The organism is Opitutaceae bacterium, from assembly GCA_041395105.1.
In the GTDB taxonomy this organism is placed as follows: Bacteria; Verrucomicrobiota; Verrucomicrobiia; order Opitutales; family Opitutaceae; genus B12-G4.
Genome location: JAWLBB010000001.1, coordinates 1,058,973 through 1,073,274, shown reverse-complemented (window position 1 = coordinate 1,073,274; position 14,302 = coordinate 1,058,973). Strand labels below are relative to the sequence as shown.

13 protein-coding genes are annotated in these 14,302 nt (G+C 54.5%); 3 read left to right on the top strand and 10 right to left on the bottom strand.

Features of this window, described 5'->3' with window-relative positions:
- Window positions 1–22: 22 nt before the first annotated feature.
- From R3F07_04190 to R3F07_04150, 9 genes are all read right to left on the bottom strand, one after another.
- The gene (locus tag R3F07_04190) at window positions 23–307 is read right to left on the bottom strand and encodes a DUF5676 family membrane protein (protein MEZ5275564.1); all 285 of its coding nucleotides are present in this window, start codon (window positions 305–307) and stop codon (window positions 23–25) included.
- 658 nt (window positions 308–965) lie between these two features.
- A complete protein-coding gene (locus R3F07_04185; protein ID MEZ5275563.1) occupies window positions 966–2,099 on the bottom strand; it encodes a complex I subunit 1 family protein in 1,134 nt (377 codons plus the stop codon).
- A 133-nt stretch (window positions 2,100–2,232) separates the two neighbouring features.
- Complete coding sequence (locus R3F07_04180) at window positions 2,233–3,210, bottom strand: class I SAM-dependent methyltransferase (GenBank protein MEZ5275562.1); 978 nt, start codon at window positions 3,208–3,210, stop codon at window positions 2,233–2,235.
- A gap of 2 nt (window positions 3,211–3,212) precedes the next feature.
- Window positions 3,213–4,580 carry a cardiolipin synthase gene (gene cls, locus R3F07_04175; GenBank protein MEZ5275561.1) on the bottom strand — a complete coding sequence of 456 codons (1,368 nt, stop codon included), beginning with the start codon at window positions 4,578–4,580 and terminating at the stop codon, window positions 3,213–3,215.
- Window positions 4,581–4,666: 86 nt separating this feature from the next.
- The gene (locus R3F07_04170) at window positions 4,667–5,341 is read right to left on the bottom strand and encodes a methyltransferase domain-containing protein (GenBank protein ID MEZ5275560.1); all 675 of its coding nucleotides are present in this window, start codon (window positions 5,339–5,341) and stop codon (window positions 4,667–4,669) included.
- 124 nt (window positions 5,342–5,465) lie between these two features.
- Entirely contained in the window at window positions 5,466–7,922 is a 2,457-nt protein-coding gene (locus tag R3F07_04165) for a hypothetical protein (protein ID MEZ5275559.1), read from the bottom strand.
- Window positions 7,923–7,992: 70 nt separating this feature from the next.
- A complete protein-coding gene (locus tag R3F07_04160) occupies window positions 7,993–8,583 on the bottom strand; it encodes a class I SAM-dependent methyltransferase (GenBank protein ID MEZ5275558.1) in 591 nt (196 codons plus the stop codon).
- 95 nt (window positions 8,584–8,678) lie between these two features.
- Window positions 8,679–9,248 carry a hypothetical protein gene (locus R3F07_04155; GenBank protein MEZ5275557.1) on the bottom strand — a complete coding sequence of 190 codons (570 nt, stop codon included), beginning with the start codon at window positions 9,246–9,248 and terminating at the stop codon, window positions 8,679–8,681.
- 178 nt (window positions 9,249–9,426) lie between these two features.
- A complete protein-coding gene (locus R3F07_04150) occupies window positions 9,427–10,323 on the bottom strand; it encodes an ATP-binding protein (GenBank protein ID MEZ5275556.1) in 897 nt (298 codons plus the stop codon).
- A 556-nt stretch (window positions 10,324–10,879) separates the two neighbouring features.
- Between R3F07_04150 and R3F07_04145 the strand changes: the two genes are divergently transcribed.
- From R3F07_04145 to R3F07_04135, 3 genes are read left to right on the top strand one after another with little or no spacing between them, the layout of a single operon-like run.
- A complete protein-coding gene (locus R3F07_04145; GenBank protein ID MEZ5275555.1) occupies window positions 10,880–11,239 on the top strand; it encodes a hypothetical protein in 360 nt (119 codons plus the stop codon).
- 3 nt (window positions 11,240–11,242) lie between these two features.
- Entirely contained in the window at window positions 11,243–11,671 is a 429-nt protein-coding gene (locus R3F07_04140; protein ID MEZ5275554.1) for a periplasmic heavy metal sensor, read from the top strand.
- Entirely contained in the window at window positions 11,668–12,258 is a 591-nt protein-coding gene (locus R3F07_04135; GenBank protein ID MEZ5275553.1) for an RNA polymerase sigma factor, read from the top strand. Before R3F07_04140 ends, R3F07_04135 begins: the two co-directional genes overlap by 4 nt.
- A gap of 983 nt (window positions 12,259–13,241) precedes the next feature.
- On the opposite strand, the gene R3F07_04130 is transcribed toward R3F07_04135, so the two are convergent.
- Window positions 13,242–14,297, bottom strand: coding sequence for a class I fructose-bisphosphate aldolase (locus R3F07_04130; protein MEZ5275552.1), 1,056 nt, complete (start codon window positions 14,295–14,297; stop codon window positions 13,242–13,244).
- Window positions 14,298–14,302 lie beyond the last annotated feature (5 nt).

The following is a 14,302-nucleotide window of genomic DNA, read 5'->3' as shown; positions in this document are numbered from 1 at the left end:
GCCGTCACATATGGGTGGACCTTCAGGGACCCGTGGTAATCCGTCGGTTGGCACCATTGTAGACAACCGCGATCAGGGCGCCAAAGAGCCAGCTAAGAATAAACGTGTTAACCAGCCCCAGAATGGTCATCCAAAAACTGACCTTCGCACTCAAGATCGGGCCGATGTCCAGACCATGCAACAGGGCATTGAAAAACACGACCAAGGCGCCTCGTCCGGCAATGGTCATGAGCAGAATGCAACCCAAATAGAAAAACACGGCCGCTACACCAAATGCGAGGCCCAGACCTTTAGGATTAAGTTTCATCAATTCTCTCCTTTCCAGAGTTATCGTCTTGAGTTTCGTCGTCTCCCTCACCATGGCCTCGCATCATAAAGATGTGTCCACCGAACATGAGGATGAAGAAAAGAGTAAAGGTGACCCCCGCGCTCACGCCGAAAGCCGGCAGGAGGAACAGAAGAATTAGTGGGAAACCACACATCAGGATGTGATGGAACAACATCTTCATCGAGATCCTTCCTCCCTGTGGGCGATGCGAGCGAGGCGGAACGCACGCCTCATGGAGTCCCTCTCCTCATCGTACTCAAAAACCAAAAGGGGCCAGGCGAGCAGAAGGAAGGCGAGAAACGAAAAAGCACCGCCTGGCTGCACCCCTAGGGCCGGAAGAGAGAAAAAAACAAGGATTGATAAGGCCACCGCGCAGACCCTGATAACAAAGTGACTAAATGTTCGTCGCCCCATCACACCCTCCATTTCGTCAACCCACACCTCTCCAATAGCCAACCGCACCGGGCGCCAGTCCATCCAAGCCGGCACGCCAAATGCGGACTTCCCGCTCTCTTGTCTGCTCTCGTTCTTTAGCATTCGTAATTGAGTCTCCTTCAATTTAACGCCTGCAAACCGACAATCCCTCAGAAAGGCGCAGAAAAGCACTCCACCAACAGACCAGAAATGGCTTTCGAGGCTAATTCCAGAAGCGGTCAATCATGGCGATGAGCACCGCATTGAAGACGAGATTTCCGATCGAGGCCGGAAGCAGGACCTTCCAGCCTATTCGCATAACCTGATCGTAACGGAAGCGCGGCAGTGTCCATCGCACCAGAATGAAAAGAAACAGCATCAGGAATGTCTTGGCCATGAAGGTAATCAAAGAGACCAAAGCACCCGGAATCCCACTGAACCAGAACGGTAGGTTCGTCCACTCCGCCACCTCATTCCAAGTTATCCATGGAAGCGGATGCCAACCACCAAAGAACAACAGAACGACCAAACAGGAACCAATCAACATATTGGCATACTCGCCAACGAAAAACAGGCCGAATTTGAAACTCGCGTATTCGGTGTGGTATCCCCCAACGAGGTCTGTCTCAGACTCCGGCATATCGAAGGGGAGCCGGTTCGTCTCGGCAAAGATCGCGATAATGAAGATCAGGGCCGACATGGGCTGCCATATGGCGAACCAGAAGTTTTCCTGCACCTCGACCACTCGGACAAGACTCAGCGTGCCGGCACCACCGGGACCGTTGACCCACAAGAAAACAGGAATTACAGAAACAACCATTGCCATCTCATATGAAATCATCTGCGCTGCAGCGCGGATGCCACCCAATAGCGGGTACTTACTGTTTGATGACCAGCCAGCTAAAATCAGGCTGTAAACTCCGAATGACGCAATGGCAAAGACCAGCAGAATTCCGACATCGATATCAGTGAGTATCAGCGTCCGGACCGTCCCAGTGGTCGCACTGATATACTGTCCAAAGGGAACCACCGAAACCGCGATCAAAGCCGGTATGAACGCCAGAATTGGAGCGATCACGAAATAGAACCTATTCACGTGACCAGGGATCAAGTCCTCCTTGAAGAGCAGTTTGCCTCCATCTGCCATCGGCTGAAACATCCCCATCCGGGTTATGCATCGCCCTATTACGGGAATCGAACCAACGACGGGCAAGGTCGTTCGGTTGGGCCCCCGCCGCCCCTGAACCCAGGCCGAGATCTTTCGTTCCGCTAGAACGGTGTAGAGACAAAGAAAGAGGATCCCAAAGATCACCCCAATCCCTTTGAATGCCGGAACGAAAAATTCTAGAAACCCCATTTCTGATTCAACGAATCCCGCGCGATTTTCCCTCAGAAAGAGACAGACGGAAAATGGGAGAGACTCATCCACTAACAAATCCCCAATGTCGGCAGATCGAAGCGCATCTCCGCCACTCTTACGCTGGTCAGGTTCAACGTGCACGCCAAGTCTGCCGCAGGAGCTTCGTTGGCGGGCGCTTCCCCCGGAACTGCCACTGCCACGACTCCGATGATAGAAGAAGCAGTGAAAGCAGACTCTGGCTCGGGTGACGCACTACAAACGGCAGAAGATCTCTCCAAATACCCCATCCTCGACTGAAGGAAAGTAGGTTTCGACGCACTCTCGCCAACCACTCCTCCGAGGTCCTTCGATAGTCTTCGGTCCCGTCCTCCTGAGAAATCAAGTCAAAGAAGGGTTGCGCACATCGCTCAAGTTGTCCCTCCACAGGATAGTATCCGCCCATGGTCTTCTCCAGTAGAGCTGCATGGAAAAGATCCGATCCCCAATCGAAATTGAACGGACTGCGGAGAAGCTCGCGAGGATCAGGCACAAATCGATCAAAGTGAATAATGGTCGTAACGAGTCGTCGTGACATCGAGGCCGGGTCCAGCAACCGACGGCAGAGTCTGAACATCTCCTCATAGATCGTATCTGCTCGATCCTCCAACACATCGCGAGGTTGCACGAAATGCTCGACAGATCCATTTGCGATGATCGCATCGAATTGATCATTCCATTCCTGGCCGATTGAACGATAGTCGAGAAGACGAACGTCGAGGCCTCGCTTGCGGCACCGAACAACCTGCCGAGGCGAGACGTTTATCCCAACTGCACCGCAGCCTCTCTCACGAGCATGTTCGAGCAAGCTTCCGCTTCCACAACCAATGTCAAGTAAGACGGTACCAGCAACGCACTCGGCCCGATCGAGCAGCCAATCGTGCTGGTTACGTTGCGCCTCTTCATAGGGCAGCGAAGGGTCGCCGCAGTAGATTCCCTCCGTGAAGTCATCGATTCCACATTCCGGGAAGAGTCGGTCGAAGAAGTCGTAACAGGTGACAACGATTGCCGGAGTCGAACCGCGTTGATCCATCGCCACATAATCCAGAATTTCCCTTTCGCGACGATTCATGGCTAGAGCAGTGGGCTCAAGAGTTGGGCTGCGGACTCCATGCACGTCATCCATATCGGTCTGGACGCGAGGTCGATTGCCCTAATCTCCACGCTTTCGCTAAGGTTCGACTCATACAGCTCAGAAAGTGACGAATTGACCTCATGGGATTGAATAAAGCAGCCGAGTTCGAAGTTCAGCCGGAAGCTGCGCGAGTCTGTATTCGCGCTCCCGACAAATGCCATGCGATCGTCGACGATAAGCGATTTGGCGTGCAGGAAACGTGGCAGGTACTCAAAGACGCGAACACCTTCATCTATGAGATCCGGAAGATAGGATTGGGCAACCAGACCGAGAAGGTCGAACTGGCCGCGATGCGGCAAGAGCAGCCGAACATCAACTCCTCTCTGCGCGGCACCACAGAGCGAAGCCGTTATAGGCGGGCTAGGAATGAAATACGGGCTGGACAACCACACCCGAGCTCGCGCACTGGAGATGGAAAGGAAAAAGCCGTCGTGAACTCGATTCCTTGATCGATCGGGACCGCTGGCCACGACCGTGCAAACACCTGTTTGACGATCGGATACCTCGGCCAGCCCCCCACGAATCCTATCCAAGGTTCGACCGCAGGCATATCCCCAGTCCTCACGAAATACGTCATCCAAATTGTAAACAACGGCCCCGTGGAACTCGAGCATCAGATCGCGCCAATCCAGCTCGTACTCGGAACCAATGTTCATTCCGCCAGTAAAGGCGGAACTCCCGTCAACCAGAAGAAGCTTGCGGTGATTCCGAAAGTTCCAGGTCGGTGTCCAGAAATGAGACGCAAAAGACTCGATCTCTATTCCTGCCTGGCGCATCGATGGGGCGAGGATCCTCAGAAACGGACGACAGCCAAATCCGTCCAAAAGCACTCGAATGCTGACGCCCGACCTTGAACGCTCGATCAGCTTCTTGGCGAATCTTCTCCCGGTCTCGTCGACATTCCAAATATAGAACAACAGTCGAATCTCATGGCGGGCGTTATCGATGGCCTCTTCCATTGCTGTAAAAGCCAGAAGGCCATCGCCAAACACTTGAATTCCTGTTCCGCTTGCAGGAGGAAATACGCCCTCTTTCCAGCGTCGACCCTGAACGGCGAACGGAAGCATTTGACGCAAATCGCTGTCTAGCTCTTTCACGGTCGAAACTGGGAATGGACACGCCTTGCAGATTCGCGCTGAAGAGGCCTGACGTTCCGCAGTTTTCCGCCGCAAGTGTGTGCGCCCTAGCAGCCACCATCCGAACACACCACCGAAAGGAATAGTCAACAAAGCAAGGATCCAACTCAACGCGGCCAATGGCCGACCGTGACGACGAACTAGTACCGACGGAATTGTGGCTAAGGCCACCAGATCCGCAGCCAGGACAAGCCAATCCGCGAGGTTTGGGTGGAGAGTTGAACCCAGCAAAAGTCTCAGAAAGGAATGCACAGTATCTATTCAGACCATCCGCTCTGGGTGCCGCGTTTTCTGGCGTTTCCAGTCATCAGACCCCACATCCAGTTCAGCCTATACCGCGCAACCTTGGGCTGAGAAAAGCCCGTCTCCGCGAAAAGTGCTACCAGCTCATCCGAACGAAAGATCCGTCCCAGAACCCTTCCGGTCGCTCTGAGGTAGATTCGGATGAACGGTAAAGTCCAATAGTCCAGCCGCCAGTCTGTGACTACTAACTGACCTCCAGGCCGAAGCACTCGTTTCATTTCTCTAAATGACTTCGTAGGATCGTCAAAATAGTGGAGCGCACTGCAGGAAACCACTACGTCCACGCAACGATCTGGGAGCGGAAGGCTCTCGGCAACTCCCTGAACGACTCGCGCAGACGCACCCAGACGTTGCCGCGCGATGGCCAGCATTTCGGTCACAGGATCGACGCCCACGAGGTCGACGGTCGGGAATCGTCGACCAATCTGGGCAAGCATGATTCCCGTACCACACCCAACATCAAGCACTCGTTCGTACGGCCGAATATTCAATCGTGCGATTGTTTCGCGTGTCGAGGCCGCGATGTAGAATGACCAGCGCGAATCGTAGACCCGGGCGATACCGGCATATTCTTCACGAATCGAGTCCAGTTGTCTAGCGCCACGTGTTGAGATTTTCTCGTGATTCATAGAATCTCCCATTCAACTCGCGATGACGGACTGACCACACACCTCTCGTGCGCAACGACACGGAGCGAGCACGTCAGGAATACCTCTACGATTTCAAACTCGCTGCGACACGAGGCAGCTGAGATCATGTGAACCTCCCGGCCAGTTGATTTTCCTTCAACTCCCCGCCTGATCGGGAAGAAGAGCGCGTGCTTCGGTAAGCCGCAAACGCCGCTAATACATAGCAGACGACCCCGAGGGTCAGGCTCCAGTTGTAGCCGGCGGTCATTGCCAATACAACGGTGAGCGCACTCCCGACGACCGACGCCGCTCCGTTGATCGCCCACATCCACGGCACCGCGACGGGACCAAAGGTGCGGTCGGCCACACGCAGTCCGATCGGAAACATCATGCCCATTGGCACGCCCTGAACGACCAAAAGTGCGCCCGCGACGGCCAACTTTACGGCGGGTGATGCCGTCTGCAGCACCTGGAATACCACGGGGAGCAAAAACGCGATCGCGATCGCGCCGGCACCACTGAGAATGCCGGCGAAAACGGCCCCGCGTTCGCCCATCCGAACGGTGAACAGGCTTCCCACACCACTTCCAATCAACAGCGATGCCAGCAACAGGATGAGGCTGCGCGACGGATCACCGAGGTGAAACGCGAGTTTCTGGAGCAGCACGAGTTCGAACACGATGAATCCCACGCCAATGCCGGCAAACCACACGGGCAGCCACACACCGGATCCTCGCGCCGATTTCACGAGGCGACGGCACAGTCGCTTTTCCGGAATAATCACGGCCGCAACCAGGGTCACGAGCGACACCCAAAGTACCGTCAACACAAGCCCGGGCGGACCGAAACCAAACTGCGAGAAGAACGGCCGGTCATCCGTCGCCGGAACTAGGTTTAGGCCGAGCCCGCGTTCGACCGTCCCCAGTGGCAAATTTCCCTCCGCCAGATCGTAGAGTAGCGGGTTCATCATCGACACTTCACCGGTCGCGGAAGCGGAAACCGGCAAAGGACTCCAATCCTGCTCAACGCCCGGAACGTAGGAATACCGGGAATCGAATGTCGGCGCGTGCGCCAGAGCGTGAATCTGTGCACTCCGGGCCGCGTCGAGCGGTCGTTTCGTGAGCACGAAGTAAGGCATGGTGTGTGATCCAAGCAGGTAAACGTGATCCATCGCTTCGCCTACCGAAAGCCCCTCCGCCTGCAACGCCTCGACAGCCGTGGTCGTGAGCTTCACAGCCTCCTCCATGCTGTGGGCCATGATCAGCACGATTCCTTCGCTAGTGAGGTGGTCGTGGTAGTCGCGAAACGCCTCCTTTGTGAACAGGTAGTTTTCTGAAAGAGCGAATGCGTTGAGTCCGCGGCTGCTCTTGGTGATCGGCATGAACAGCGTGATGAGATCGTAACGATCCTTGCTCGCCCTCAGATACCGACGCCCCTCATCGACGATGATATCCACATTGTCGAACTTTGTGTAGAGGCCGCCATTAAATGCCTCGTTGGCTTTGACAATCTCGATCATCTGCGGGTTGACATCGACCGCGGTGATTCGCTTGAAGCCAGCTTGCAAAGCCAGGAGTACGTCCCGCCCGCCGCCAGGCCCGATAATCAGGGCATTGTCCTTCTGATCGCTCTCAAGCAGCGCAAGCGGCAGCGCACCTGCAGAAGCGCGATTTACGTTGCGCAACGCGACCGATCGAGCACTGAGATCCCCGTCGAAGCGAAACATCGGCGTACCCGCAGCGCCGTCGATAAAGATGGACATCGAATCAGGCTCACGGGCGAACCTTACGAGGTCGGTGCGACCAAAATTACTCCACCTCGAATCAACCGTTTCGACTTCACCCACCGCCGACGCTGAAAGACGATACAGATCTTTGTTTACACTGCGCCCGACCGGAATCGGGCCGACGAGGCCGTCGTGCCAATTGAAGACAAACACACCGCCGGCGAGCACAGCAACGGCCGCCGCCATCAACCCCAACCGGCCCCTTCTCGTCGGGATGATCAAGACCGTTCCCACGCCTGCCTGAACCACCGCGTATAGTATGATCGTCTGTACCGGTCCCATCGCACTCAAACTCGCCGGAACGAGAAGCGCACCCGCGGCGGCACCGAGCAGATCGGCGCCATAGAGACTGCCCGTCAGCCCGGGGTAAAGTCGAAACAACCGCGAGAAGATCATTCCGGCACTGGCAAACGGCAGTGCCGCTGATACCGCAAGTACGGCAGCTCCGCCGCTCGGCCCGAGTCTGACCAACGCAATGATCGACACGACGATTACGGCGCCGTTCCAGGTCAGCCACAGGCCTGGTGGGCTCTTCACGACCTGTCCCCGTCGTACCGCGATATGGTAGTCAACAATGGCCCCCAAGGCGAGGCCAAGCAGCGCAAAGGCAAGAACTAGAAACAAGTGATCGGTTGTCAGTAGTACCGAGGCGATGCGCGTAAGCAGAATCTCGTAGCCGAACATGCCGGCCGATAATACGAAAACAACCGCCCACAAATCGAAGCGAAGGGCATCGCTGCGAACGGCTTCGATGCCCGCCGCATGTTGATCTGGAATCGTTTCGGTAATGTTCACCTCCTTCGCGATCGGATCGTCAAGATGTGGCCAGAGCGCCCACTCCGGACACTATTCCGCTGGTGTGGATTCATTTGGAGTGGTCTCCGATGCTCCCGACGCCCCAGATTGAATCGACCGTCTTGCGTGCCACGATCTTCCCGATCGGTCGATCGACGGAATCCCATTCCAGCTGCGACCGGATGATCCAACCCGATTCCTGCAGGATTTTGGCTACCATTTTAGTGTGATAGCCAAGTGTCACGAACACCCCACCGGATTTGACTACCCGCTTCACCTCCCTTGCCGCTCGTAAAGGATCCTCAAATGAACAGAAAACAAAGGTCCCGACGACCGCATCAAAGGTGTCGTCAAGAAACGGGATATTCTCAGCATCCGCGTTGAGGAGTTTAATGTTGCAGCAGTCACGGGCCCGTGCCCGCATGACCGCCTTTTCCAGCATGCCAGTGCTAACATCAATGCCCGTTACGTCAGCTCCCTCAGGATAATATTCGAGATTGGCTCCGGTTCCGACTCCTACCTCCAGAATCTTGCCCTTCAACGAACGGACGAGTGAGCGCCTTTGCCGCTCCACCGAACGATGTTCGGCATCCCAAGCATCATACTCTTCAGAGAACTGATCGTAATCATCGCAACGCTTCTCGCTCTTACTCTTTCTCATCGAGATTGTAGGTTCTTTAGCGAAACTCGCAGATAGATAATCACCGCCAATCTTCTCCCTTTCGGGCCCTCTAGCGGAAAATGCTCGTGGACGCTCTAGTGTCGATGCTCTGCCATCTCGCCCAGAACAGCCTCCAGTTCCTCCATCATCATCTGGAAAACGGGACATGAATCCATCCCGCCGGGGCCTGCTTGACCGACACCCATCTCTGGCAGTTCAGCCATCAACCTCTCGTGCATCTCCCTCATCGACTCCGGCGCGGATGGAAGGACATCCAACTGAGTTCGCTGTTCGTCCGAGAGAACTGATCTTGCTTTCTGTCGCGCGACGGCCGCGAGTGCCTTGAGAACCAGCACCTGATCATCGGAAAGAGATAGCTCCTCGGCAAGCCCCAGGACCACCGACGGGTCACTACGGGAAATCCCAGTATTTACAATCATCGTACTGCGCCGGTTGACTTCAAGCGCCTGATCCGATTGCCGCGTCACCTCTTGGCTGTTGCCAGTCCCTCTCAACCCTTCGGTGTTTGGCTCCGCGACAGAAGCTCCATCTGAGTGCCCGATAGGAACGGGCATCAGCTCCTCATTCGCCCCGCTTTCACCAATCAGAGTGCTTGGAATACTCAGGAGCATCGCAATCATCAGCTTCGGGTAATTAGTCTTCATTTTGTTTTATACTGACTGTTTCGGGAATTCTTGACCGACCCCACGGCGCCTCGCCGAACGCTTCAGACAAATCTGAGCTGATCCCACGCCGAGAAGGTCACCGTGGACCTCAAGGTCTTGCTGTTCTCAATAGGTTAAACGCCAATCGGCCAGCCATCCCTCACTTCGGGTTCAGATCCTATCGAGCAACCGCCCCGTGCCTCCTTGTGATATAGTCAACAGCCTCATGCGCATCTAGTTCACGGGTTGTGTTTCCCGTCCGGACATAATAGCGCTCGATGTTGCCATCCTTGCAGAAGACTGGCTCGGTTGCCGGTTGCACGGAGACGCGACAAACGCTCTTTGAATCTAATCCGTATTTCCGATTCCTGATTAACGTAGAGGCTACCGCTCCCAATCTATCGGTCACCATGTTCATCAAAGAGCGCTCAAACCCATCCCAGTCGGAACGACTCAGAGTTTGGCAGTCTCGCTCTATCCCTTTGATTTCGCCATGATCGCCCACTCCAATCAGAAGTTCTCCACCATCCCGGTTCATGAATCCAGCGACTGATTTTGCGATCGCAAGCTCGAGCTTCTTGTTGACCCGTTCCAATCTTTCGTCCCATCGAAGAGACGACTTAAATTCGATCCGCTCACTCTCCCCAATCCGGATAATTTCCATCAAGTCTTCCTTATCCATTGTCCGGGTTTCATGATTGACCGAACGCCATCTGAATAGACGTATCTGTAGGACGGCAAAGAGCAGTCCGGCGAGGCCACCACCAACGACAATCACCGCTGTCATTGGGGCCATTTCCAAACTGAATGCCGAGATTGAAGGGCCCAAAAGGTCCCGCAAGACTGGCGCGCCGCCTTCGGGTCCTGTCCGCCACCAGTGGAATAACTCTATCAAAGGGTGCAACCCGACAACTGCCAAGACGATACCTGAGACGACGGAGGCAAAGATCATCCTCCGCTCGTTCTTCATGATTGCAGGCAAGGCAGAGCCAACATTCTGAATGTTGATCGACCCCGAAATCCTGCGGCGGCTCACTCCAAGCGACCTGGTTGTGTCTTCATTGTCGTGCTTCATATTTCAGACACTCATCTCCTTAAACGGGTCGCCCTAGCGAATCCCTCACAACTAATGGGAATTCTTTTCACCATTACCCCCACCGTACAATCGAGCCCACCGGTTCATCCGTCGCTGTCCCAATCGCCAATTCATTCCGTTTCCGCCTCAACGTTCCGCTATGAGCCTGCTTCGCACAGCCAACCCCAAACGCCTTCAAGGACCAAGAAAAAGCGAGGGCGAGACCGCCGTTAGGCGTTAAAGGAGATTGAACGGACTACCGGACTTTCCAACTTCTCAGTCGGACCAGGTTGACCAATCAATCGCTAACTAACGCATTATCAACAAACAACGGATATTTTGAATCTCACAGTATCAACGTTTCAGACCTCAATTCCTGGAGTTTTAATTGACCTTCATGTCACCGACACACGACAATTCCCCGATCTCGATCGGTTGGTCTGATGTCTAGGCGGCAGACGGCGGAAGCCTCCGGAAAATCAATCCTGAAAACCAGGGTAGGGTCTGAACCAGTCTCTATCCTGCTCAGGCAGGTCGAGCAAACCATAGACAATCCATGACAGAAGACGAGATCAACGAGTTGCTCTCCAAACTGAGTCAACAAGAACGACCCAACCCGCCGGATCTGCGGCGCGAAGTCAGGGCCGATATCTCCCGTCGTCTCGAACGACCAACCTTCTGGACGCGAGTCCTTCCTGTTCTCAATTGGAGCGAACTCTTACTTCAACCAAGAATCGCAGTATTGGCTTTGGTTTTTGCCGTTTCTGTGGGTGCCATTCCGCGGATCTGGAGTCCAGTTCCTGCTCCCGTCTCGGAAAGAGCGGCCTACGCCCGCCAATCGCTCCATCTGGACGTTTTTGAGAACGTGGAGATCCTTCCCGAAAAGCCATTGCCCACACGCGAGCGACTCAATTGACCTATGCGTACCGTCATCATCTTCTTTGTCTCAGTGTTCGCAGTTGCCGCGATCTCGTCGTTGACCACGTCTTATTTTGTCAGGGAGAAGCCGGTATCATCCCGTGACATGCACAACTGGCTGCACGCCCAGCTCCATATTTCCGATGCGCAACTGATCGCCCTTGAAGAAATCGAAGAGCATTTCGCCGCCGAAGGAGATCTGCTTCGAAACGCACTTGCCAAATCCAAGGCCGAGCTGGCAATTGCCCTTCGAGAGGAAGGAACCTTCACACCAAGAGTTGCCGCCGCAGTCGAGGCTCTACACTTCAACATGGGCGAACTCCAGAAGTTATCCATCGCCCACCTCTATGAGATGACTACAGTTTTGGACCCCGATCAGACCCAACAACTCATGCAGTATGCAGAGATGGCGCTGACCACGGCCCCGTGAAAGAGCGAAAAGAGGACCCTGACCTGGAGCTGCTTGAGGCGATTCGGGCCGGAGACGGATCTGCACTTGAGACGTTGATGGAGCGCCACCAGGTTCCGCTATACTATTTCGTACTACGATACGCGGGCGAAGAACACCTGGCGCGAGACATCGTCCAAGAGTCTTTTGTCCGGGCCTACTTCAGGGCAGGACCGTTTCGTCCTCGATCCACGGTCAAGACGTGGCTTTTCAAGATTGCCCTGAACCTCTGTCGGGATGCGGGGCGCCGCCGGACCAGGGCACCGGAATTTGTCTCTCTCGACCAGACTTCGCCTGCATCAACGCCCTCCCTTGACATCGCCGACGACACACCCGTTGCAGACGAGCAAGCCGCAAGTTCCGACGATCTGAGTCAGCTTCACGAGGCAATAAACCTACTTCCAGACAAACTGAAGTTACCCTTGATCCTTTGCACACTTGAACAGCGAACGCAGAAGGAGGCCGCCGAGCTTCTTTCGACAACCCCAAAGACCGTAGAACTCCGAATCCACCGCGCTAAGAAGCGGCTTCAAAAGATGCTAGCCCACCTTGAAACAGTCCCAAATTAGAGCGAATTCCCTACTTCAAACACACGTTTCGCCTTCACTCCCATCCTCAATCCGCACCACCCTGTCCATCGAGGATACAAAGATCTTCCCATCACCCCGCTGATGAGTACATCCAGTCCTCCTGATCACCTCGACCAGGGCTGGCTCTAGTGAATCCCGACATACAATCTCGATCTTGATGTGCGTCTCAAAGTCGACAAACCTCAGGCGACCGCGGCTCCTTCCAAAACCACTGACGGTGGATAGACTGACGCCTGAAAGACTGGGGACATGCGCCAGAGCATTAACCACACGGTCAAGGCACTCTCGCCTGATATAGGCCTTTATCTCTTTCATATGCTCAAAGACGGGGTTCTAGCGAACGGATTTCGGTCATAGCTGCCGGGATATACGTCGGCGATATCTGAATCGCAAAGGTGATCCGCGCTAAAGAAATCAGTCATTCTGGTTTCAATTGGCTCTAGGAACTGCGTAATGGCGCCTTAGTGGCCGTCGCTGTTTTTGGAGAAACACTCAGGATTCTGTTCATAGACCCGTACCCGTTGGGGACACACAAGGGACATGACGGATCTTCTTCGCACCCCGGCTCGCAACACCAGACACCATCCACGATAAATCGGTATTCATATCGACCAGGTTCCAAATTGAGTCTGGCACTCCACCTCCCGCTTAATGCTCGCTTGAGAGGAGTCGCTTTCGGATTCCAATTATTGAACGTTCCGGCGACATAGACCTCCTGCGCCTCAGGTGCTTCACATGAGATCACCCTTACTGCCTTCTTGCTTGCTCGTTTCTTCATTGTGGCTTCCTTTGAGTTCCTCTGTATTACCTGGTTAGTGATGGGATCGCGTGCTTCTGGATGAAGTGATTTTTCGACTCGTCCAGCTTTCCTTCAGGCTCACACGAAACTTCATTCACTTGAACGCTTGCACACAGCCTAACCCTCATAAAATCTTTGGAAGAACTACGAGTTTTCTCACCGATCACGCCACGGTAACCAACGGTTCAAGGTACACATCTTGGATCGCCTGAAGGAGCTTTACACCCTCAGCAAACGGCCGCTGAAATGCTTTTCTTCCAGAAATCAGACCCATGCCTCCTGCCCGTTTGTTAATGATCGCTGTGCGTATGGCCTCATCAAAGTCATCTTCCCCCGATGCACCTCCGGAGTTGATCAGTCCTGCCCGGCCCATGTAAGCGTTGGCCACCTGATATCGAGTTAACTCGACCGGATGATCAGTCGCAAGTTGGTCATAGACTCGTGAGTCGGTCTTCCCGAAGTTCTCGAACGCACGAAATCCTCCGTTGTGCGTTGGCAGTTTTTGCTTCACAATATCAGCTTGGATGGTCACCCCAAGATGATTTGCCTGGCCGGTCAAATCAGCCGCCGTGTGATGATCCAGACCCTTCGTCTTGAAGGCCGGATTCCTCAGATAGCACCACAGAATTGTCACCAGGCCCAACTCATGAGCCAAAGCAAAGGCCCGAGTCGTCTCTACAATCTGATGATGGGACCCCGGGGAGCCGAAATAGACAGTTGCCCCTACTGCGGCGGCTCCCATTGCGGCGGCTTGGCGCACATCTGCGAAATAGATCTGATCGTGTTCATTCGGATAGGTCAGTAACTCATTGTGGTTGAGTTTCACTATAAACGGAATCTTGTGGGCATGCGACCGAGCGACTATTCCCAAGACTCCCAGGGTGGAAGCGACCGCGTTGCAGCCGCCCTCAATCGCAAGTCGCACAATATTCCCCGGATCAAAGTAGATGGGATTCGGAGCAAAACTGGCGCCGGCCGAATGCTCAATCCCTTGATCCACCGGCAGGATCGAAAGATAGCCCGAACCTCCCAAACGGCCGTGCGAAAAGATCCGCTGCAAGTTGTTCAATACGGGCACCGATCGATCAGACGCAATCAGCACTCTGTCGATGAAATCCGGTCCCGGAAGATTCAACTCCTCCTTTTGAATCCCTGTGCAGATATAGTCCAGTAATTCTGTTGATTCACGTTCCAGAAATTGCTCGATGATTCGGTTCATATCAA

Excerpts from the sequence above, each read along its gene's own strand:
- R3F07_04160 (MEZ5275558.1), bottom strand. The coding sequence starts at position 8,583 with ATGAGAAAGAGTAAGAGCGAGAAGCGTTGCGATGATTACGATCAGTTC.
- R3F07_04150 (MEZ5275556.1), bottom strand. The coding sequence starts at position 10,323 with ATGAAGCACGACAATGAAGACACAACCAGGTCGCTTGGAGTGAGCCGC.
- R3F07_04145 (MEZ5275555.1), top strand. The coding sequence starts at position 10,880 with ATGACAGAAGACGAGATCAACGAGTTGCTCTCCAAACTGAGTCAACAA.
- R3F07_04185 (MEZ5275563.1), bottom strand. The coding sequence starts at position 2,099 with ATGGGGTTTCTAGAATTTTTCGTTCCGGCATTCAAAGGGATTGGGGTG.
- R3F07_04180 (MEZ5275562.1), bottom strand. The coding sequence starts at position 3,210 with ATGAATCGTCGCGAAAGGGAAATTCTGGATTATGTGGCGATGGATCAA.
- R3F07_04170 (MEZ5275560.1), bottom strand. The coding sequence starts at position 5,341 with ATGAATCACGAGAAAATCTCAACACGTGGCGCTAGACAACTGGACTCG.
- R3F07_04190 (MEZ5275564.1), bottom strand. The coding sequence starts at position 307 with ATGAAACTTAATCCTAAAGGTCTGGGCCTCGCATTTGGTGTAGCGGCC.
- R3F07_04130 (MEZ5275552.1), bottom strand. The coding sequence starts at position 14,297 with ATGAACCGAATCATCGAGCAATTTCTGGAACGTGAATCAACAGAATTA.
- R3F07_04140 (MEZ5275554.1), top strand. The coding sequence starts at position 11,243 with ATGCGTACCGTCATCATCTTCTTTGTCTCAGTGTTCGCAGTTGCCGCG.
- R3F07_04155 (MEZ5275557.1), bottom strand. The coding sequence starts at position 9,248 with ATGAAGACTAATTACCCGAAGCTGATGATTGCGATGCTCCTGAGTATT.